Below are 20,384 nucleotides of genomic sequence, written 5' to 3' on the forward strand. Positions count from 1 at the left end.
AGCAATTATTAATAAGGAAAAGTAGATTGGTTTAATTACATTTAAAAATTTGAGAGAAATAAATTTAGGAATTATTATAAGGCTCAATGCAACTGAATAGACAATTAAAGTAGCGTAAGACCACCATTGATGCTCTTGTAGAACTTCAGGGTCACAAATTTTTCTAACTTCTATTGAATATGCCAATTCACCAGTGTAAATAGCAAGCCATCCACTAAACACTCCAATAATCAACATTACAAAAGTCATCTGTTTTACAAACAGATGATAGACTTTATTTTTAACAGCTAAACAAATGATAGCTGCAATAGAAGCCAAAAGCAATGTGACTATCGGTAAGTGTACAGAAAGTGGATGCCATACTTCTTCTCTCCAGAGTGAAGGAATTTCATAAGTCATTTAGTTAATCTAAAATTTTAACTGCTATAGGTACATTTTTATTACCTTTTTTCTCAACAGTTATTTCCACATTGCCATTTTCTTTTAAAGCATCAAAAGTTGAAGTTTGTCCATCATTTGTCATCACTTTGGTCTGATCCGTAAAATACAATTCAATGAGTTTATCATTCGCAGTTCTTACATAGATTTCTCTTTCATCGGCTTCTACTTTTTCTGCAACCCCTTGATAAGTTCCTGAATCTACAACATCAGTTTTTTTATTTTCACCACAAGAGTTTAGTTAGAATGCAAATCCTAATACTAGTCCTAAAATTAATTTTTTCATTTTTTTCGTTTTTAATGTTATTCAAATTTATAAAATACAATTTATCTTTTCGAGTTAAACTATTTTTAACTTGCTGGCAACAGCGATTATTTCAATGTTTTTTATGCTATTATCAATCAATTGTTATGAAGTGTTCTAATAATTGAAAAAAAAAAAACAAACAGATTACCAAAATGAAAATAACGATAACCCCGATCCAAACTATTTTACTTCGTTTAGAAATATTACTTTTTTCGGATTGATATTTTTTTCGTTTTTTGATCCGTCTGTTTCTACGCTTTTCTGACAGGATAGTTTCTATTTAATTAGAACCTTTTTTATTCTACAAGAAGTAAAATTTTATTTATTCAAAATATGCTTTTTAACTATGGTCCCTAAATCTTTTTCCGAGAACCAGATGTCCTCTGGATGAAGATGAAGGACTGGCGCTTGTTCGCATTTATTATTACAATCCATTTGTTCAACTTCTATTTTGTTTTTCAGTTTGTATTTTTTTATATAATAATCTAAAAGCTTTCCTTTTTTCTTTCGGCAGTTTATTCCGTTACACTGATAAATGACAGGTTTATTATTTTTAGAATCTTCCATAATGTTAATGTTTACCGTTAATAATTTTTATGAGTTGAAGGTTTAATTTTTTAAATAAGGTGTTTGCTGTTTGTTTTTTGGTCTTAAAAAACCCACTACCACAACCAGTGATACAATTGTAATAATACCCCCGTACAGAAAACTTTGATTTAGGAATGTTGTTCCCAAAAAACCTGCAAGCGGATAGGCGAATGCCCACCATAGGTGTGAAAATGCAAAATGTGACCCATAGACTTTACCTTGTTCTTCAATAGGAACAGTTTCGCCTATAAGTGTTTCAGAGGGAATTTCCGCAAGGCTTTGCCCAAGTCCTGCAACTATCCACACTAAAAATAGCATCGGAAAATTGAGATGATTAGCAAAGCTGATGGCGACTCCTAATATTAAAGCACCCATAATTAGCGAGATGCGTCTTGATTTGGTTTTATCCACCGCTCCTGACACAAACGCAGCAATAGTAGCACCAACGCCAAAGGCTGCCATTATAAGTTCATAATCTCTATCGATAAGTCGAAGGCCTCCTTTAACCAGAACTATAGTATTGACTAAAATCATTGCACCTGCAATAGCAGAAACGAATTCTATTAGTAATGCAAAGCGCACATATTGATTAGTAAATAATAAGCGAATGCCTTTTAAAACATCCTGCCAAGTGGTAGGTTAAACCGACGATTCGTCCTTTTTTGGAGTGACATCCATCAGACTTTTAGGAAGGCTCAATAATAAAAATCCCGCAATGACAAATGTAGCGGCATCTATAAAGAATATCTCCCTCGCACCTAACCATATTGCCAATATGCCTGCCAATCCTGGACCTAATACTCCCAATAATTGATAGGTCGCTGCCGATAATCCAATAGCTTGTCTATATAGTGATTTCTATACAATCTGCGGAAATATGGAATGGTAGGTTGGGCTAAAAAAAGCATTAAATACATTCATCAAAAAGACAAGGACGTAAATTTGCCACGCTTCGGTTACAAAGAGCAAGCATCCCACAATCCCCATTCTGATAAAATGAGTGGTATAAAGTATTTTCTTTCGGGACATTCTGTCTGCCAATACGCGAGCAAAAGGTGAAAAAATAATAAATGCCGTAACTCGTAAAGTAAGAGCTGTGGCCAATATAACCGCAGCCCTCTCTTCACCAAACTGATATGCCAAAAGCGCCAAACCGACCCACGTAAAGGCATCTCACAATAAACTTATGGTCTGTGCCAAATATAGTTTCGCAATTAATTTGTTGCGAAGGGCTTGGAACGGCTCTAATAGCTTTGACAGTTTCATCTTCTTTTAAGATATAAGATTTTCTTCATTTGAATCGTGATTCTTACGAATCACCAATTGATACACACAAGGAATAACCACCAAATTTAAAACCGTAGCCGAAAGTAATCCCCCCAAAATAACTACAGCCATTGGACTTTGGATTTCACTTCCGGGTTCGCCGCCTTTTAAAGCTAAAGGAATAAGCGCTAATCCTGTTGTAAAGGCTGTCATTAAGATAGGGTTTAACCTATCCAATGCTCCTTTTTTGATCAACTGAAATCCTTGCATACCTTCTTTTCTCAAATCTTCATAACGAGAAACCAATAAGATTCCGTTACGCGTGGCTATACCAAACAAACTAATAAAGCCGATCGTGGCTGCAATGCTGATGATACCCGAAGTAAAATACACAATCAAAATACCACCTATTAAAGCCAGAGGTAAATTGATGAGTACCACAAATGCTAATTTCACATTTTTAAACTCATAATAAAGCAAGAGAAATATGACGGCTATTGCAATAATAGCTGTTGTCAAAAGCAATTGTGATGCTTTCGATTCGCTTTCAAACTGACCACCATATTCTACACGGTAGCCTTCTGGCATATTCACATTGTTGGCAACAACTTCCTTTATTTCGTTTACCGCACTTCGTAAATCTCTGCCTTGAACATTGGCAGCCACTACAATTTTACGTTGAACATTTTCTCGATTAATGGTGTTAGGACTACTCACAGAAGCTACCGTTGCCAATTCGCCCAAAGTGGTTTGTGCGCCATTTGGTAAGCTTATTAAGGCATTACCAATGTTTTCAATATTATCCCTAAATGGTTTTTCATACCGAACCACCAAATCAAAATACTGCTGTCCTTCATAAATTTCACCTGCTTCTTCACCTGCAAAAGCAATATCTATTTGCTGCATTAGATTACCAACCGTCATTCCATACGCTGCTAAAATTTGACGCTTTGGTTGAATACGAATCTGTGGCACTTCAATTTGTTGGTCAACTGCTACGTCAGCCAGTCCATCGATTTCCTTGATGTTTTGCTCCACGCTTTTTCCAACTTCAAATAACCGTTGCAAATCTGAACCAAAAATCTTAATAGCGATATTGGCACGAGTACCTGAAAGCATATGGTCAATTCGGTGTGCAATGGGTTGTCCCAAGGTTATATTAACCCCTGGCGCAATACTCAATTTATTTCGGACTTCCTCAAAAAACTCTTCTTTGGTTTTGTCTTTTAAAACAAAAGGGACATCAATTTCCGAAGCATTGACACCTTGTGCGTGTTCGTCCAATTCAGCACGACCTTGTCTTCGGGTAACAACTTCCACTTCGGGCAGATCCAATAGTATAGTCTCTATTAAATTCCCTGTTTTATTGCTTTCCTCTAAGGACATCGCCGGCGGACCAACCACACTAATTACCAAAGAACCTTCATTAAATTCTGGAAGAAAACTTCTTCCCAATTGTGTCAAAACCAAAAGACTTATCATAAAGGCGATAATAGTTGTGCCGATAATCGTTTTTGGTATTTTAGTGGATCGCTCCAAGAGGTTACCATAATGTTTCTGTAACCAACGTTCCACACGTGTACCATCTGCCTGTTTGTTCAACAGCTTTTCGTTGTTCAATAAATAGGAACACAAAATAGGTGTTACCGTTACCGCAACAACTAAAGACGTTAAGACCGAAGTTACAAACGCTATCCCTAAAGGTTGAAGCAAACGTCCTTCCATTCCGCTTAAAAAGAACAATGGAATAAACGATACGATAATAATCAAGGTTGCAATAACGATAGAGCTCCGGATTTCTACCGAAGCATTCAGGACAACTGTTAATGTTGGTTCACGTTCTGCTTTTGGCTTTCGGATATTTTCACGTAAGCGTTTATACACGTTTTCCACATCGATAATCGCATCATCCACCAAGGCTCCGATGGCAATTGCCATACCTCCTAAACTCATTGTATTAATGGTATAACCCATCCATTTTAAAATGATTATGGACACCAATAATGAAATAGGTATCGCCAATAAGGAAATAACAGTGGTTCTCCAATTCATTAAAAAGATGAACAGAATAATCATTACAAAAAATGCACCTTCCAATAAGGTCTGATTCAAATTGCTGATGGAAGCATTAATAAAATCTGCCTGTCTAAAAATGTGATTTTTGATCTGAACGCCTTTTGGTAAGGTTTTTTCTAAATCGGCAATGGCTTCATCCAGTCGCTCTGTCAACTCTAAGGTGTTGACATCGGGTTGCTTTGCAATGGTCAAAATAACTGCCGGTTTGGCATTTAAAGAACCCTCGCCAATTTTATCGGCAGCACCAATTTGAACAGTTGCCACATCTTTTATCTTGATGGTTTGCCCGTTGACTTGCTTTAAAACTGCTTCTTGCAAATCTTCCAAGGCATGAGCTCTACCACTTCCCTTTATGATATATTGATTACCATATTGATTGATAATTCCGCCGGGCGCATTAACATTCGATTCTTTAACCTTTTCTACCAATTCAGAAAGACTTACATTGTAATGCTTCATCATTTCAGGGTTGGCAAATACTTGGTATTGTTTGAAATCGCCTCCAATGACCACCACATTTGCAATACCGCCAATCGCTTTTATACGTGGTCTGATTGTCCAATCGGAAAGGGTTCTTAACTCCATTGGTGATAAACTGTCGGACGTTACACCCAAGAGCATAATTTCGCCCATAATGGATGAAATAGGCGCCATTGTTGGTGCTCCTATTCCTTCAGGCAAGTTCTCACGAACCATTGGAATGCGTTCACTAACAATTTGTCGGGCCCGATAAATATCGGTTCCCCATTCAAATTCTATCCAAACAATGGAAATTCCAGCTGCCGATGATGAACGGATTCGTCTCACATTTGGCGCACCATTTAAGGCTGTTTCCAGTTGATAGGTTACTAATTTTTCTACTTCTTCAGATTCCATTCCGTGCGCTTCGGTAAGTATGGTTACCGTTGGTGCTGTAAGATCTGGGAATACGTCTACGTTCATTGTTCGGGCATAATAAATACCCAACACGCTCAACGCTACCGCTCCTAACAGAATGAGCAATCTATTGTGAAGTGAAATTGATAATATTTTATTTAACATTCCGCTTCGTTTTTAATGTTCGTGACCATGAGCAGGTGTTGAACCCGACATTGAAGCCATTTTTACTTGGTAAGCACCTGTAGTAACAACCACTTCGCCTACTTCTAAACCTTGAAGAATTTCTACATTTTCGCCATTGCGTTTTCCGATTTTTACAGGTCGTCTTTCAAAGCTTTCGCCTGAAAGCTGAACGATAACCGAATAACTTCCGTAGTCTTCCAATAAAGCATTTACAGGAATCATTGTGTTCTGTGTTGCATTACCCATCGCTATTTGCACTTGGGTCAGACTTCCTTCTGGCATATCCACATCTGCATTTACTTGTGCAAAAACTGAAATCAATGGTTTTTCAAATTCCACAACTTTTCCGATAGAAAGTATTGAGCCTTCGCCATCCGTTACATTTTTCCATTCTCCGTCTTTGGTTTGATACCAAATACCTTGTACATTTTCCAATGTTAGTCCATAACTTGGTGCTAATTGGGTTTTTAGTACTTTGGATTTTTGTGTGCCAATTGATACCAATGCCACTCCTTGTTCTACATAATCGCCATTTGTAACTGCAATAGATTGAACAAAGCCTTCAAAAGGTGCGACAATTTGTTTGCTACCGCCTGAAACTCCTGATGTCAAGGATTGATAGTTAGATTTCGCTATTGAAAAATTACTTTCTACTTTTTCAAAATCTGACTTCGGAATAATTTTAGAATTGTACAATTCCTTTTTACGCTCGTATTCAGATTTTGCTTGTTCAAAATTGGAACGTGCATTGGCTATTTCAGTACTCAAATTGTTAGATGCCAGACCTTGACTGTTTAAACTCATCAATAGCTGACCTTGTTTTACCGCTGTACCTTCCGTGAGATTATTTACTTTAAAATCAACCACACCATTAGATTTTGCCGCCAAAGACTTTATAGATCCTGATGACGGCATCCAAATTCCAGAGGTATTGATGACATCGAAAATCTTACCCGAAACTACAGGTGCCGTTTGAAAATCGATTTTCCAAGCCTGCTCTTTTGAAAATGAAACACTTTCATCTTCTTCGGCTGTACCTAATGCTTTTATTGCTTCATCAGTACTTGCGTAAACGGTAACGTCATCAATCGTAATCTTATCGGAATATTCAGGTGATTTCAATTCAAAAACAAGTTGGTATGTTCCCGCTTCTTTTGGTTGTATGGTTGGCGCAAATATCCCTGGTGATGATGGTGCATCAACCGTATTGCGCAATCCCTTGTCGCCTTTAACTAAACTCACTGTAACAGAACCTTCACGCACGGGTTGGTGTTTATTCAATACCGTAAAGTGGGCTGCAAACCTGCTTGAATTACCAACAATCAATGCAGGGAACTCTACAAATAACTCTGTTTTATCCGTCCAAATGGTATGGTCTAAACGTGGCATTTCTTCTCCAGCGTGCGTTCCATCAGGATTATGTGCATGTGCGTCTTCGGCCTTGTTGTTGCAAGACATTGCCAAAAAGGCGAGCACTATTAGTATATATTTCATTTGTTTCTATGTATTATTTTTATCAGTCAAATGTTGCATCCATATAATCATACGATTTTGCTATTCCCGTTTTAGTTGTGGATGGATCATTATGTATATTTTTTATTTTTTTAATGGTCGTGGTGTTCAGAGCCATCGTCGTGTTTGTGAGTTTCAGGATCATTTGTGTGATTACCGTCTGAATCGTGTTCGTGGCCGTGCTCCTCTGTCTTATTTCCCATAGAATCTTTTCCTACCTGAAACTCTTCTTGTTCAACGTTTTCCTGGTGCATATGACCGCCATCCGCATCATGTTCGTGACCGTGGTCGTCTGTTGCTTTAGTTTTTGTATCTCTACAAGAGCTTACCAATAGAGTTGATGCGATTACTATTGCGAATAATATTTTTGAAATTTTCATTTTTCTGTATTTTAAATGTTATAATTGATGTTTTAATAATTGTGCTTGAAGCAGTTGTAGTTCCTTTTCCATTTCCAGCTTTCTATCTTTTGCTGTTCGGTAAAACTGAAGCTCCAAATAATAATCCATAAATGAATACTCACCCAATTGATACGCCTTAAATAGTAATTGCTCACTATCTAAATTGCCCATTGTGATTTGATACTCATGAAATTTTTCGAGCATCAATTCGTATTGATTATAGGTTTCTTGAAATTGTGTGTAAAGCGAAGTAGTGACTACTTGGGTATTGGATTGCTGATACTCATAATTTGCCTCGGCAGCTTTTACTTTATTCTTGCTACTCCATAGCGGAATTGAAACACCACCGTAAATCCCTGAATAATTACTTCCACTAACACCCTGGTAATTATAGCCAAGTGCCAAATTGGGCAACACCTTATTTTTCTCCAATTTTATTTTTTGAAGCGAAGCGTCTTCATTAGCTTTCAATTCTTGCAATTGAGGATCTTTTGCCAATTTATCCTGCCAAAGATTTTCAAATGTTCCAATTTCAATAGGCAAAACTATTTCAGATGAAATGCCATCAATAGGATTTCCACCATTCAAAGTTTTGAGTTTGGACATTTGAATCTGGATATCACTTTCTATCTGTTTAACAACAAATTGCTCTTGTATCCAAGCAATTTTGGACTTATTCAAATCTAAAATGCCTACTTGTTCTTTTTCAAAAAGTTCTTGTATCTGGTCAAAAACTTGTTTGCTCTGGATTTTCCTTTCGGTTTCAATCGTTTTTTGTTTTTGTAAAAAAGCAATTTCTAAAACAATACCCTTTGCTTGCAATAAGACGTCTTGTCTTTTAGCCGAATAGGCTGACGATAACTGTTGCGATTTAGACTTGTTCCATTTGTTACGCGATGCATATACCGTGGGAAATTCAAAGGATTGAGAAATTTCATATTCGGTATAATCTCCAGTTATATTATCGCCAAAGGGCATATAATACCCAGATAACTGCGGGTCAGGCAAGTTGTTAATACTCTTGTTTTCGAGTTGCTGGCTTTCAATAAACGTTTGATAACCTTTTAACTCTGTATTGTTCTGTTCAATTTCGTTTAGCAGTTCCTCTACATTTTTAGTTTGTGAAAAACCAGTGACAAAGAACAGGCATCCGCAAATTGCGAATACGATGTGTTTATTCATTGTTTGAAATTTTAGGTTTAATCTTGCCTATCGGCAGACAGGCCTGAATTTTTAAGATGGAATACTATACCATAGTAATTGTATTCCTTAGCGATTAACCTAAAGATGGTGGGCCTCTTGAGTCGAGGGAAGAGAGATAAGAATTAAAATAATTATTGGGTGTATGATACCCCGTAATCTTTTCGTCTTCATCATCATAGTTTATAGAAATACTATAACGATTAAGAAAAATAGATGTTTTTACATCCTTTTTAACATTGATCTGTTTGACACTACTTTCGTGCGTTACTACTGTTTCATTAGACGATACAGAATGTTCGTGCACCTCCAAAAACAATCCTAAAAATCCTTCTTGAGAATTTTCGTTTTCTGAAATACCATGATGATGACTATGACCATCATAATGTGCAACTGCTTTATGCGAGTGTTCAGATTTGTGCTGATGATGGGTATGAGGAATTATGTTATGCAATAGCAATAGGCTAAATACGCCTAAAAAGAAAAGTGCTTTTATGTTGGTGTGCTTTTGCATTATCTGACGAAATTAAATAATTTATAGACTAAAAAGAAGCTTTTTATTGAATTTTCTCAGTATATAATACAATTGCCTCTATCACGACTCTAAAATTAGGACTGTGCATTTACTTTTGACTACATCACCAATATAATTGTAAATTCGAATATGCCGAAAGATTTTATAACTTCCGGCATTTTAAATAATCTATTGAACAGAATAAAATTTTAAGACTGTTATCATTTTATGGAATTAATATTATTCATCAATAGTTTAGCATTGCACCAACACCAAACCCCATATCACTGTCGTAATGGGCGGTAATTCCCACATTTCGCGTTGCGATATATCGTAATCCTCCCATATATTCCTTGTCCGTATTCCACATAAGGTTCATACGCAATCTCTGAGTCAACGGGATATCAGTACGCTCAAATTGCAATCTGACATTACCATCAGAAAATATTTCGGCCTGTGCCATCACGAGCATTGGCAAAGTATAATTAACCCCTACACTTACTACGGCACGTTTGTCCTTTGTGTTTCTTTGACCAAAAATATTTTTCTCGACCTCATTATGACCCAATTTTCTATAGCGCCAGTCAAAACCCACAAATGGCATTAGCCATTGCATTTTTCCAATATACCGACCAATATGAGTTTCTGTTTCGTATCCGTGCATATTATTATATCCCAAACGCCATTCGGTACCAAAACTCCATCGTGTACTTTGAATCATCAGTTGTCCATCATTTCCATTGGTCGCAAAATCATTTTCTGCCATTAGATGGAATTCCCTGTCATCCGCTTTTAATTTCCTTAATGCAAGTTTTGGATTTGGAATCAATGGATTAGGTTCCTGATCCTCATAGCTAAATACCCTACCCATTCCGCTCATCATATGATACAGGATGTGGCAATGAAAAAACCAATCGCCTTCAGCGTTTGCCTCAAACTCGATGACGTCGGTTTCCATAGGCATAATATCCACTACATTTTTTAGGGGTGCGTAGTCGCCTTGCCCATTGAGCAACCTAAAGTCGTGGCCGTGTAAATGCATGGGATGGCGCATCATAGAATTATTGTACATGGTAATCCTTACTTTTTCGCCTTTCTTTATCAGGATTTTATCACTTTCAGAGATTACTTTGTTATCCAAACTCCAAACGTAACGGTTCATATTGCCCGTAAGTGTAAAATGTAGTTCCTTGACTGGCGCATCCTCGGGAAGCGTGGTCACGGTAGGAGACTTCAGCATAGCATAGTTGAGTGTCGTTATTTCTGAAAGCTCATTGCTTTTGTACATATCTTCGCTCATCTTCATTCCATCCATTTGGTCCATATTATGAACCGAAGGTTTGTCGGGTTCCATTTTCATTTTCTTATCTTTTCCGGTATCCAAAGCACCTGTTATTTCAGGATACATCACCACATTCATATCCATTTGCTGCATACTCATAGTCATCCCCATTTGGTCCAGGTCGCCGTTCATTTTCATCATGCCGTTCATCATTTCCATACCTTCAAAATATTTCAGTTTTGGCAGTGGCAAAGTGAGTTGTTTTATGCCATCTCCCAAATAGATGGAAGCCGATTTCGTGCGGTCCTCCGGCGTTACCAAAAATTCAAAGGCCGTGTTATCTGCTGGAATAGTGACCACTACATCGAAGGTTTCAGAAACAGCAATAAGCATTCTATCCACATCCACTGGCTCCACATCATTACCGTCATTGGCAACCACTGTTATTTTTCCGCCGGCATACGTGAGCCAAAAATAACTGGAAGCACCTCCGTTTGAAATTTGTAGACGCACTTTATCCCCTGCTTTCAAGCCTTTAAGAGATGTGTCTTCATTTTCACTTTTACCATTGATAAGAAATTTGTCATAATAAACATCACTTACGTCCATCGCGTTCATACGTTTCCACTCGTTCCGAAGTTTTGTTTTTAGATGTCCAGACTTTACGGCCTCTGAATAACTTTGAGTTGTTCCTTTTTTGATTGCGAACCAGTCTGATGCATTGTGCAACATTCTGTGTACATTTTCGGGTTTAATGTCGGTCCATTCACTCAGGACTATCGGAATGGTCGGCAAATCGTCTATCCCTTTTCTGAAGGTTTTATCATCCGGTCTTTTTTTCAGAATCATAGAACCATACATTCCTATCTGTTCCTGAAGTCCAAAATGGCTGTGATACCAATGGGTCCCGTTTTGTATGATAGGAAAGGTATATTTATGAACGGTGTGGGGCGGAATGGGCATTTGGGTAAGGTAGGGAACACCGTCTTCTTTATTGGGCAAAAACAGACCATGCCAATGTAGGGCTGTTTCTTCGTCCAATTCATTGTGAACATAAATTTCGGCAATATCGCCTTCGGTAAACACGAGCGTTGGCATCGGTATTTGTCCATTTACGGCAATGGCGCGTTTTTCTTTGCCAGTATAATTGACAATGGTATCGCGCACATAAAGATCGTAACGCACTATATTTTGTGCCTGTAGGGAACCTGTTCCCAGAAATAAAAGCACCAAGATTATTTTTTTCATTTAGGTATTAAAAATTGTGTTTTATTATTTTTTCAGTTTTTAGTGTCAATGGTTTCCACAGTGGAGCCACAGCTTAACATCTGTGAGCCGTAATAGGGATTTTTGATCGTCTTGTCTTTGCTCAACCAATTGGCATCCTGCATTGGGCAATATTGGTAGTAAAGGGTTTCCTTGGCACTGTAAAAAGGTAAGATTTCGTGAATATTTTTTGAAAGCGCCTTAAACGTTTCCCGTTGCTTTGCAATATCATTGGTTGCCGAAATACTTTTTGCTGCATTCATTATTGATGTCATCACTTTGGTTATAGCAGTTTGCTCTTCTGCTTTTAGTGATTCTATTCTTAGATCCATTACCGCCGTCAACAATTCAGACGATTTTGTAGCCGCTACTGCAGCATTGGTTCTTACCAAAGCATCTTTTATAGCAAAATAATTATTGAACACCGCGTCCAAAGCATTTGGTTCCATCGTTTCAGACATAGCCATATCTGTATGATTTTCAGTAGATGGCATATCCATTACTGAATCAGACATTTCCATCTTCATCATGGTGTGATCCATTGCTATTGCCGCTTCTTTTTTCTGTCTTTGGTATTTGCAACAGTCTGGAAGTTGTGCATACGCATTATCCGGTGCGAGATATTGGTCGCTGTCATAACCTGCCAAGGCAATTCGTTTTAGTATTTCGTTCCGATTTGTTTTTTTTGAATCGAAAGTTATTGTGGCCATTTTGCTATTCTTGTTCCAGGTTACAATGGCCTCATTTTTAATGCTTCCCGCATTTTCGATAGCGGCTTTGCACAACTCACAGTTACCTAATATTTTTATGGTTTCTGTTTGCGAATTTTTAATTTGGGCGTAGCCCGAGGTAACAGATAGCACCAACGATAGCGCTATCAATATATTAAACATTGATTTCATTTATAAAAAGAATTAAAATTATTATTATTTTGAATGTTGAAAACAAGGTGTTTGTTTTCAATTTGACAGACCTATGGCTATCAGGAGTGCTGTATTAGCCTAATTTTGGAGGAGACCAAATCTGGAAATAAATAGGTTTTGGTTGTTGTTTGGCGTAGTTCCATAAACTTTTGAAACCAACAATAACAACGGTGTTTGTTTCTTCTGAAACTGCAGAGTAATTTATAGGTAAGCTTGTAGTGGACGGACAGTGGCAAGAAAGATTTCCACAAGTGCCGTCACAATCTTTTGTTTTGGTGTCTTGATTTTTATTATTTTTGCAACAATCACTAGAGGAATGTTCAGTGATATTGGAACAACAGCTCTTTTCTGACTGATGAGAAAAATCAATATGTGCAAATACACTCGTTGGCATTAAAATTATGCCAAGTGTCATTACCATAATCACTATTTGAAGATTTTTTCCCATTTTTAAATAATCACATAAATGTAATATAAAAAACAATCTGTTTTTTTATTTGATGTGTTCTGTACTAAAGTTTAAGTTTTATTTATGATTTTTATAGCACTTCGCTTTCAATTAAATGCAAAGCTTTAGTTATGATTGACTAATTTTTGATTGAAACATTTTTCCAACATTTTATATAGATCAGGATGTTTCCTTTTAAGCAAATGCGGACGCTCGAAGAAATACTCTGAAGCTACCGCAAAAAACTCTGCTTGGTTTGTGCCTCCATATTTTCGGATATCAGACTGATTATCATTTATAGCTTCCATTTCCTTATGAATTAAATTTAACCAGGGTAGCACATATTGATGTTCTAAAAGCCGCTCTGGCACCCCATCTGTTCTATCATCTAGCTTATCAATAAGATGTACAAATTCATGAATACCTGTGTTACTTTTATCGGTAACGTTGTTAAAGCCGTGATACAATGCTTTTTTGGATAAGATCATTTGTTTCTCAAAACGTCCATTCCCCACTATGCCACCAATATTACGCGAGTTATCCTTTCCGCTAAATTCCATATCTTCATTAAAATTATCTGGATATAAGAGGATTCCACTTAAATTAGTGTAATGCCATTCTTTAAAACCAAAAACAGGAATTACGGCACTTGCTGCAATTAAAATTTTGTCCAACTCTTCTAATTCAAACTGCACACTATCTATATAAACCTCACTTAGAAATTGCATCATTTTTTTTTGAAAAACAAGCTGCCTATCTTTCGAAAGATTTCTATAGAAAAGAACATTCTCCACTAGTAATTTGTGCCAATGCTTTGGAAAAGGCTGTACGCTCTGCCGTTTCGCTTTTTTATAAAAATGAACAGCAAACAGCAGAATCACAACCAAAATTATAATATAAACCATATTAAAAATTAAGTATTAAGCTATAGCTTCAGCTTTAAATCCAACTTTTTGCAATGTAGCCTTTACTTCTTCTTCGGTAACACCATCGCTTTTAATGGTTAAAATTTTATCAGGATTAGCAGTATCCACTTCCCAACTTTCAATTCCTTGTTGCTTGTCAAGGAAAGGTGTTACTTTTGATATACACCCACCGCAATTGATATTTGTTTTAAAGTTTAAAGTTTTCATAGTATTTGAATTTATAATTAATATTAAAGTTTTATTCGTTTAAGTCTTAAACTATTGGCAACTACTGAGACGCTACTGAAAGCCATTGCAGCTCCTGCAATCATTGGATCCAATAAAAATCCATTTATAGGATAAAGAACTCCTGCTGCAATGGGAATACCAATGATATTATAAATGAATGCCCAAAATAGGTTTTGACGTATTCCCAATACGGTTCTTTTTGAGAGTTCCAATGCTTTTGGTATGGATTGCAAATCTGAGGTTATCAAGGTTATTTTTGCGACATCCATGGCGATGTCTGAACCTTTACCCATAGCGATACTCACATTGGCCTGCGCCAAAGCGTGAGAGTCGTTGATACCATCTCCAACCATCGCTACAATTTTTCCATCCGTCTGTAATTTTTCAACAAAATCTGCTTTTTCTGAAGGCATTACTTCGCCTTGGTAATTTGTTATACCAACTTGTTTTGCGACAGCAGATGCGGTTTTACTATTATCTCCCGTAAGCATATAGACCTCGATACCTCTTTCTTGAAGCGTTGCTATGGCTTTTTTTGAAGTTTCCTTAACCTTATCTGCAATGGCCAGTATTGCCATCACTTGTTTTTCATTACCAAAGAAAATTACCGTTTTTGCTTGGTCTTCTAATCCTTCTGCTGTTCTCATTAAAGAACCATCGATTTGAATATTTTTCTCAAGCATCAACTTTTGGTTACCAACAAAAAAATTTGACCCATTTTCTGTTTGAGCTTTTACACCTTTCCCTGTAATACTTTCAAATAAATCAATTTCTGCTGGCTTTACGTTTTGCTCTTTCAAATGGTTAACAACCGCATCCGCTAAAGGATGTTCTGAATGTGACTCAATAGCCAAGAGAATTTGTTGGTATTCACTTTTATTTTCAAAGTTCTCTTTCCATAATATATCCGTTATCAATGGTTTTCCCTCTGTAATGGTTCCTGTTTTATCAAGGATGACGGCATTCACTTTATAACCGAGTTCTAAACTTTCAGCATCTTTTATAAGGATATTGTTTTCTGCACCTTTCCCAATGCCCACCATTATGGCGGTAGGTGTTGCCAATCCCAAGGCACAAGGACAGGCGATAACCAATACGGCGACTGAAGTTAATAGGGCTTGCGAAAATGCATTTTCGCCACCAACTGACATCCAAACAATAAACGTTATAATTGATATACTCATTACCACAGGCACAAATATTCCCGCAATTTTATCGACCAGTTTTTGAACAGGTGCTTTGCTACCTTGCGCCTCCTGAACCATTTTTATAATTTGTGACAACAAGGTTTCGCTTCCTACTTTTTCAGCAGTAAACTGAAAGCTACCTTTTTGGTTTACTGTTCCTGCGAATACTTTTTCATCCTTTGTCTTCTCCACGGGAACAGGCTCTCCCGTAATCATACTCTCATCTACATAAGAGCTTCCTTTAGAGACCAACCCATCAACAGGAATTTTCTCTCCAGGTTTAACAAGAATAGTTTGCCCTACTTGAACGGATGAAATTGGGATTTCCTTTTCCTCTCCATTCTCAATAATCTTTAACGTTTTAGGTTGTAAGCCCATCAATTTTTTGATAGCGGAAGAGGTGTTTGATTTTGCTTTTTCTTCCAATAGTTTTCCTAAGGAAATAAAAGTAATAATAACCGTAGCAGCCTCATAATATACGTGAGGCTCGATACCACGACTCAACCAAAATTCAGGAAAAAAGGTATTGAATACACTAAACAAGAAAGCGATTCCAGTACTCAAAGCTACCAAGGTATCCATATTGGCCTTACCGTGTCTGGCTTGCTTATAAGTATTGATGAAAAAGCTGCGCCCAAACCAAAAAAGTATCGGAAACGTTAGGACCAAAGAAATCCATTTTCCAGGCACCCAATCCATATTGAACATTCCGAATATAAAGATTGGCAAGGTCAAAACAGCAGACCAAATAGTGCGATTTTCTATATCTTGATAATGCTTTTGCTGAAGTTCTTGTTGTATTTCTGAAGGGTTTTCTGCACCTATAATAATGTCAAAACCTACTTCACGTAAAGCATTTTGTAATTCCTTATCTGTTATCGTCGCATCGTAATCTACAAGAACCGAACTACTGGCAAAATTGACGCTGGCATTATTTACACCATCAATATGCGAAAGGATGGATTCAACACTCGAAGCACAGGATGCACAGGTCATGCCTGTTACCGGAAATGATTTTTTCACTCCGGGCTTATGAGGTTTTTGTTTTGTTTCAAATATATTAACTGTTTCCATAATCTTAATAATATAAGCAGATTACAAATTTCAGGAATAATGGCTCTTAATGTGTTACGTTATATGCTGAATAATGTGTAATATTTTCTTGATTACGCTTGCCACTTTAAAAATTTACCGAGTTTCCTATGCCAATAAACACCCTTGATACATACTTAAAACAAAAAGACCACAGTTTTCAGCTGTGGTCTTTGAAAAACTCGAGGTGGAGGCATCTCATTTATCTAATAATAAAATTGACTTTTTGCACTATGGATATTTTTCACAAGCTCCAACATATATTCTACAGACATCTGCACAAACTACATCTATCCTGGTATAAGATAACATCATTGTGAATATCGTCGAAATCCACATAAGAATCTGCGCAATAACTAAAATACATTACACCATTGTTTAACGCTTCAATTCAATAGTTCTTAGCACTTAGATGTTGTCTAATGATTTCCGGTTCTTAACCCCTGCATTTTTAAATTGTGTCGGGGTCATTCCAGTTACTTTTCTAAATTGATTACTCAAATAAGACACGCTACTATAATTTAATTTATATGCTATTTCACTCAATGTCAATTCGTCATAAACCAGAAATTCCTTAACGCGCTCAATTTTCTGATTGATGATATATTGCTCAAAGGTGATGCTTTCAACCGATGAAAAAAGCGAACTTAAATATTTATAATCTAGATTGAGCTCTCTACTTATAATTTCCGCCCATTTCACCTCGACTACTTCACTGGAATGATGTATTTTTTTTACAACTAGATTTTTCATTTGTTCAATTAGTTGACTTTTCCGGTCGCTAATGAAACTAAAACCTGCATCTTGGAGCTTTTTAGAAACCATCTCTTTTTCCGATTCATTGAGTTTTGAAACCAATTCTACCTCTCCTAATTTGATTGTTTTGTACTCAATGTTCAATTCTACCAAAATTTGCGATACCGCTGATACGCATCTTGGACAAACCATATTTTTAATGTGAATAATATGACTCATAATCTATTTGCCTCAAAAAAAATTCACCCCTGTTCTATCAAGTGTTAAGTATATAGCAGCAATAGCCGTAGCTACGAAAATTAACAGCATCACGAGCATGGCTATGATAGTATCTTTTTTTGTAATATCACTTTTCGGTTGATTCCTTAACTTTGTGTTTTGCCTTCTTTTTCTTCTGCTTTCACTCATCATCGCTCTCCTTTTTAAAACCAAGATGATTTTATGATCTTATTCAGATTACACGATTAATCCAGAATTCTCTTACTCTAAAGTCCCGCTTACCTCACCACATTTTAGCATTGATTCTCCATAATAGGGATTACGAATTTCCTTTTCTAGACTTAACCAATAAGCTCCTTTATTACTATCTGCCATAGGGCAGAATTCAATATACACCTTTTCGTTAACCCCAAAAAGCTGCACACTATTTATCATATGAGCGGAAAGATGATTGAAATGACCTCTTTGTGTTGCTATTTCCGAACTTTTTCCAATGGCATTAACTGAGCTATTTAATTCATTTTGAATAGTCATCCAATGATCATGTGCTTTTTCATCTTTAAGCAGCTTCATATCTACCTTTGCCAAATTTTCTTCTATTTTCTTTGCAGCTGTTTGAGCGTCATTACTATTGTCATTAACTAATGCATCCTTTAAAAGGATGTAATCATCAAAAACCGCTTTCAGCTGTGTTTGAAACTTTGAGGATACTTCTAGTCTTTCATTTTCAGCGAGATGATTTTCAGGATCTAATTCCGTTTGTCCTCCTGCGTTCATCATACTTCTTTTGCCCTGAAGCTGTGCTGCAGCATCTACAGTAAAAGTGCCATTAGTAACGATTTCTTCTCCATTATTTAGTCCGTCGATAATAGTGTACATATCGCCATTCTTGGCTCCTAATCCAACTTCTCGCATCTCAAAAATAGGATCGTTAGGATTTGTTTTGACATAAACTAAAGACCTGTTTCCCGTCCATAGGACTGCTGATGCCGGCACACTTATTTGTGGTTCAGTGGTTGTGCTTTTTGACAATTCTACTTTGGAAGTCACAAACATTCCTGGTTTCAAAATAGCGTCTTTATTATTTAATGTCGCCCTTACTGAAACGGTTCTGGATGCTGTATTTAACGTTGGGTTGATAAAGGAAACTGTAGCTTCAAATTCTTTATTTGGATACGCATTAGTGGTTACAATTATCTTCTGACCTTTTTTTAGCTGTGAAATTTGATTTTCATAAGCATCAAACATGGCCCATACCGTTCCCAAATTACTGACTTTAATAATCGGTTGTCCTTGTTTAACGTAATCGCCTTGCTCTGCCATTTTTTCTGAAACCGTACCAGAAACAGTCGCGTAAATCGGGAAATTTTCCCGTACTTTTCCAGAAGTCTCGATTTGATTAATTTGGTCTTCTGAAACCTTCCACAGTTTTAATTTATTACGCACGGCATTATATAAGCCTGGTTGTGATTCCTTCATAGAAGCTGCTGTTAAAAGCTCTTGTTGTGCGGCAACAAGTTCTGGTGCATAAATGGTTGCCAATAATTGACCTTTGCGAACTTCTTCTCCTGTAAAATTGACATTCAGCTTTTCTATTCGACCTTCAAAATAACTGGCTTGTACTGCATTGGCTTCTTCATTAGCCATAATTTTCCCTGAGAGCAACAAGATATTGCCATCCGTACTATTTGCATTGCCCACAACAACGGTTTGAATATTCGCCAAAGCCATTGCGTTATTTGTCATCTTAATTTCATTTAGCGCGAGACCTTCCCCTCCCGATTCTGCAGGAATTAAGTCCATTCCGCAAATAGGACAATCTCCTGGTTCTGGTTGCATGATTTGTGGATGCATGGAGCAAGTCCACATTTGGTTAGAAGCAATTTCTTTTGAATGGTCGTGGTTGTCCTTGCCATTATTTGACGTCTGACCACCAAATAGCAAAAAACCTCCCAGAACGCCAATAATTAAGGCAACACCTATGTAAATAATATTCTTTTTCATTGTTTATTTTTTTATTTATTATTCTCTAATCTTTTTATCATTGCTTTCATTTCTTCAATTTCTTTTCTTTGAGCTTTTATAATATCATTGGCCAGTTTTTTAACTTCTGGGTCTTTAATTGCTGCACTTTCACTCGTTAAAATAGCAATCGAGTGATGTGGAATCATAGCTTTCATCCAGAGTACATCGCCAATAATTGGAGCCTGGACCCTTACCAGGCCTAACGCACCAGTAAAAAGAATAATGCTTCCCAAAACAATTGCTATATTCTTCCGTTTGTTCTGGTACATGTTACGCATAGTCACAAACATTATTATAGCCATTGCAGAAATACCTAAGCAACTCATATAAAAACGAGTAAGACTAAAATAGACGTGATCTAGTTGATACGTGTTTAGGTACATTGTAATATACATTGCTACGAAGGATGCTGCGAGCATTCCAACAAATTTTGTGTAGTTGTTTTTCTTGTGTTGACTTGATTTTTCCATTTTATATTGATTTTAGAGTTCTCTATTTTCGTTTCTTCTTAATCATTTTTCTAATCGTTGGTGATGACGTTTACCAAAGTAGAAACCACTTAATACTGTTATTAATCCTAACAGTGAAAATACTCGCAATATTATGGTGTTAAAATTACTTCTACCTTCATAGCCCTTAAAGTGTGTCATTCAAAAAAGGTCGAACCA

At 36.7% G+C, this 20,384-nt stretch carries 20 protein-coding genes; all 20 read right to left on the reverse strand.

The genetic code is table 11. The features are described 5' to 3' along the window. On the reverse strand, positions 1 to 399 hold a 399-nt coding region (locus ACOH2D_RS05240; protein ID WP_449534575.1), incomplete at its 3' end, for a DUF2231 domain-containing protein. 4 nt (positions 400 to 403) lie between these two features. Then, complete coding sequence (locus ACOH2D_RS05245) at positions 404 to 550, reverse strand: hypothetical protein (protein WP_449534576.1); 147 nt, start codon at positions 548 to 550, stop codon at positions 404 to 406. A 513-nt stretch (positions 551 to 1,063) separates the two neighbouring features. Further along, a complete protein-coding gene (locus tag ACOH2D_RS05250; protein WP_449534577.1) occupies positions 1,064 to 1,312 on the reverse strand; it encodes a (2Fe-2S) ferredoxin domain-containing protein in 249 nt (82 codons plus the stop codon). A gap of 42 nt (positions 1,313 to 1,354) precedes the next feature. After that, complete coding sequence (locus ACOH2D_RS05255) at positions 1,355 to 1,915, reverse strand: MFS transporter (protein ID WP_449534578.1); 561 nt, start codon at positions 1,913 to 1,915, stop codon at positions 1,355 to 1,357. A gap of 57 nt (positions 1,916 to 1,972) precedes the next feature. Then, positions 1,973 to 2,140, reverse strand: coding sequence for a hypothetical protein (locus ACOH2D_RS05260; RefSeq protein WP_449534579.1), 168 nt, complete (start codon positions 2,138 to 2,140; stop codon positions 1,973 to 1,975). Between the two features lie 51 nt (positions 2,141 to 2,191). Beyond that, on the reverse strand, positions 2,192 to 2,485 hold the full coding sequence (locus ACOH2D_RS05265) for an MFS transporter (RefSeq protein WP_449534580.1): 294 nt from the start codon (positions 2,483 to 2,485) through the stop codon (positions 2,192 to 2,194). A 120-nt stretch (positions 2,486 to 2,605) separates the two neighbouring features. Continuing rightward, entirely contained in the window at positions 2,606 to 5,716 is a 3,111-nt protein-coding gene (locus ACOH2D_RS05270; protein WP_449534581.1) for an efflux RND transporter permease subunit, read from the reverse strand. A gap of 12 nt (positions 5,717 to 5,728) precedes the next feature. Continuing rightward, on the reverse strand, positions 5,729 to 7,231 hold the full coding sequence (locus ACOH2D_RS05275) for an efflux RND transporter periplasmic adaptor subunit (RefSeq protein ID WP_449534582.1): 1,503 nt from the start codon (positions 7,229 to 7,231) through the stop codon (positions 5,729 to 5,731). Between the two features lie 110 nt (positions 7,232 to 7,341). Further along, positions 7,342 to 7,629, reverse strand: a complete 288-nt coding sequence (locus ACOH2D_RS05280; protein WP_449534583.1) for a hypothetical protein — start codon at positions 7,627 to 7,629, stop codon at positions 7,342 to 7,344. A gap of 18 nt (positions 7,630 to 7,647) precedes the next feature. Then, positions 7,648 to 8,832, reverse strand: coding sequence for a TolC family protein (locus ACOH2D_RS05285; protein ID WP_449534584.1), 1,185 nt, complete (start codon positions 8,830 to 8,832; stop codon positions 7,648 to 7,650). Between the two features lie 94 nt (positions 8,833 to 8,926). After that, complete coding sequence (locus ACOH2D_RS05290; RefSeq protein WP_449534585.1) at positions 8,927 to 9,364, reverse strand: hypothetical protein; 438 nt, start codon at positions 9,362 to 9,364, stop codon at positions 8,927 to 8,929. Positions 9,365 to 9,611: 247 nt separating this feature from the next. Further along, on the reverse strand, positions 9,612 to 11,894 hold the full coding sequence (locus tag ACOH2D_RS05295) for a multicopper oxidase domain-containing protein (RefSeq protein ID WP_449534586.1): 2,283 nt from the start codon (positions 11,892 to 11,894) through the stop codon (positions 9,612 to 9,614). Between the two features lie 32 nt (positions 11,895 to 11,926). Continuing rightward, on the reverse strand, positions 11,927 to 12,805 hold the full coding sequence (locus ACOH2D_RS05300) for a DUF3347 domain-containing protein (RefSeq protein ID WP_449534587.1): 879 nt from the start codon (positions 12,803 to 12,805) through the stop codon (positions 11,927 to 11,929). A 103-nt stretch (positions 12,806 to 12,908) separates the two neighbouring features. Beyond that, on the reverse strand, positions 12,909 to 13,283 hold the full coding sequence (locus ACOH2D_RS05305) for a hypothetical protein (RefSeq protein ID WP_449534588.1): 375 nt from the start codon (positions 13,281 to 13,283) through the stop codon (positions 12,909 to 12,911). Between the two features lie 125 nt (positions 13,284 to 13,408). Then, positions 13,409 to 14,188 carry a M90 family metallopeptidase gene (locus tag ACOH2D_RS05310; RefSeq protein WP_449534589.1) on the reverse strand — a complete coding sequence of 260 codons (780 nt, stop codon included), beginning with the start codon at positions 14,186 to 14,188 and terminating at the stop codon, positions 13,409 to 13,411. A 15-nt stretch (positions 14,189 to 14,203) separates the two neighbouring features. Next, complete coding sequence (locus ACOH2D_RS05315) at positions 14,204 to 14,416, reverse strand: heavy-metal-associated domain-containing protein (RefSeq protein WP_449534590.1); 213 nt, start codon at positions 14,414 to 14,416, stop codon at positions 14,204 to 14,206. 23 nt (positions 14,417 to 14,439) lie between these two features. Further along, on the reverse strand, positions 14,440 to 16,698 hold the full coding sequence (locus tag ACOH2D_RS05320; RefSeq protein WP_449534591.1) for a heavy metal translocating P-type ATPase: 2,259 nt from the start codon (positions 16,696 to 16,698) through the stop codon (positions 14,440 to 14,442). 426 nt (positions 16,699 to 17,124) lie between these two features. Then, positions 17,125 to 17,691, reverse strand: a complete 567-nt coding sequence (locus ACOH2D_RS05325) for a helix-turn-helix domain-containing protein (RefSeq protein ID WP_449534592.1) — start codon at positions 17,689 to 17,691, stop codon at positions 17,125 to 17,127. Between the two features lie 261 nt (positions 17,692 to 17,952). Further along, entirely contained in the window at positions 17,953 to 19,695 is a 1,743-nt protein-coding gene (locus ACOH2D_RS05330; protein WP_449534593.1) for an efflux RND transporter periplasmic adaptor subunit, read from the reverse strand. 11 nt (positions 19,696 to 19,706) lie between these two features. Beyond that, positions 19,707 to 20,186 (reverse strand): DUF305 domain-containing protein, encoded by a 480-nt coding sequence (locus ACOH2D_RS05335; protein WP_449534594.1) that lies wholly within the window; start codon positions 20,184 to 20,186, stop codon positions 19,707 to 19,709. Between the last annotated feature and the right edge of the window lie 198 nt (positions 20,187 to 20,384).

The sequence above is a fragment of the Gelidibacter sp. genome, assembly GCF_053579655.1.

What these genes read in the sequence shown, in the direction of transcription:
- ACOH2D_RS05330 (WP_449534593.1), bottom strand. Translation starts at nt 19,695, where the DNA reads ATGAAAAAGAATATTATTTACATAGGTGTTGCCTTAATTATTGGCGTT.
- ACOH2D_RS05250 (WP_449534577.1), bottom strand. Translation starts at nt 1,312, where the DNA reads ATGGAAGATTCTAAAAATAATAAACCTGTCATTTATCAGTGTAACGGA.
- ACOH2D_RS05300 (WP_449534587.1), bottom strand. Translation starts at nt 12,805, where the DNA reads ATGTTTAATATATTGATAGCGCTATCGTTGGTGCTATCTGTTACCTCG.
- ACOH2D_RS05325 (WP_449534592.1), bottom strand. Translation starts at nt 17,691, where the DNA reads ATGAGTCATATTATTCACATTAAAAATATGGTTTGTCCAAGATGCGTA.
- ACOH2D_RS05305 (WP_449534588.1), bottom strand. Translation starts at nt 13,283, where the DNA reads ATGGGAAAAAATCTTCAAATAGTGATTATGGTAATGACACTTGGCATA.
- ACOH2D_RS05295 (WP_449534586.1), bottom strand. Translation starts at nt 11,894, where the DNA reads ATGAAAAAAATAATCTTGGTGCTTTTATTTCTGGGAACAGGTTCCCTA.
- ACOH2D_RS05285 (WP_449534584.1), bottom strand. Translation starts at nt 8,832, where the DNA reads ATGAATAAACACATCGTATTCGCAATTTGCGGATGCCTGTTCTTTGTC.
- ACOH2D_RS05315 (WP_449534590.1), bottom strand. Translation starts at nt 14,416, where the DNA reads ATGAAAACTTTAAACTTTAAAACAAATATCAATTGCGGTGGGTGTATA.
- ACOH2D_RS05320 (WP_449534591.1), bottom strand. Translation starts at nt 16,698, where the DNA reads ATGGAAACAGTTAATATATTTGAAACAAAACAAAAACCTCATAAGCCC.
- ACOH2D_RS05335 (WP_449534594.1), bottom strand. Translation starts at nt 20,186, where the DNA reads ATGGAAAAATCAAGTCAACACAAGAAAAACAACTACACAAAATTTGTT.
- ACOH2D_RS05280 (WP_449534583.1), bottom strand. Translation starts at nt 7,629, where the DNA reads ATGAAAATTTCAAAAATATTATTCGCAATAGTAATCGCATCAACTCTA.
- ACOH2D_RS05275 (WP_449534582.1), bottom strand. Translation starts at nt 7,231, where the DNA reads ATGAAATATATACTAATAGTGCTCGCCTTTTTGGCAATGTCTTGCAAC.
- ACOH2D_RS05270 (WP_449534581.1), bottom strand. Translation starts at nt 5,716, where the DNA reads ATGTTAAATAAAATATTATCAATTTCACTTCACAATAGATTGCTCATT.
- ACOH2D_RS05290 (WP_449534585.1), bottom strand. Translation starts at nt 9,364, where the DNA reads ATGCAAAAGCACACCAACATAAAAGCACTTTTCTTTTTAGGCGTATTT.
- ACOH2D_RS05310 (WP_449534589.1), bottom strand. Translation starts at nt 14,188, where the DNA reads ATGGTTTATATTATAATTTTGGTTGTGATTCTGCTGTTTGCTGTTCAT.